Source organism: Vibrio sp. 2134-1, assembly GCF_033339495.1.
Map to the genome: position 1 here is coordinate 1 of NZ_JAWOUS010000143.1, position 1040 is coordinate 1040.

General features: G+C 46.0%; 1 protein-coding gene. It reads left to right on the forward strand.

Annotation, left to right across the window (positions count from 1 at the left end):
* The coding region (locus R7R78_RS24480; protein WP_225474422.1) for a sigma-54 interaction domain-containing protein at window positions 1-892 on the forward strand (892 nt) is incomplete at its 5' end.
* Window positions 893-1040: the final 148 nt, after the last annotated feature.

Here is a 1040-nt window from a genome sequence, read left to right on the forward strand (position 1 = left end):
TAACTGTGGTGCAATCCCACCGGAGCTACTCGAAAGCGAATTGTTTGGCCACGAAAAAGGCGCGTTTACTGGTGCGTTAACGGCGCGTAAAGGTCGATTCGAATTAGCAGACGGTGGCACGATCTTCCTTGATGAAATTGGTGACATGCCAATGTCGATGCAAGTGAAGTTATTGCGTGTACTTCAAGAACGTTGTTTTGAGCGAGTTGGCGGAAACTCGACAATCAAAGTCAACGTGCGTGTGGTTGCTGCGACACACCGTAATCTGGAAAGCATGATCGAAGAGGGCACGTTCCGTGAAGATTTGTTCTATCGTTTGAACGTTTTCCCAATCGAAATGCCAGCGCTAAAAGAGCGTAAGCAAGATATCCCATTGTTATTGCAGGAGCTGATGACACGTCTGGAAGCCGAAGGCGGCCAGCCAATCTGTTTCACGCCGCGTGCGATCAACTCTTTGATGGAACACCACTGGCCGGGTAACGTGCGCGAGTTAGCTAACCTTGTTGAGCGCATGATCATTTTGTACCCAAACAGTCTGGTTGATGTGAACCATCTTCCGACGAAATATCGCTACAGTGATATTCCAGAGTTCCAACCTGAAGGTAATCCGTTCACTTCGATTGAAGAGCAAGAGCGCGATGTGTTCCAAGACATCTTCTCGGAAGACTTCAGCTTTGACGAGCAAAGCGATCTGGATCACAACATGAATGCGCCTCAAGCGTTGCCACCAGAAGGGGTGAATCTAAAAGAGCTATTAGCAGATTTGGAAGTCAACATGATCAGCCAAGCGTTAGAAGCGCAAGGTGGGGTCGTTGCAAGGGCTGCAGATATGCTGGGTATGCGCCGTACAACGTTGGTTGAGAAAATGCGCAAGTATAATTTGCAGCGTTAGATCGAGCTTCAGTTCAATCACAAAAGTTATCTTTTCTGACATTAAAATCAGACATTTCTTGGTGTCAACTTATTGTCGATAACATAACGTCATGATAAATATAAAAAATAGCTTGGTACGCTAATTGCTTACCAAGCTATTTTACTTT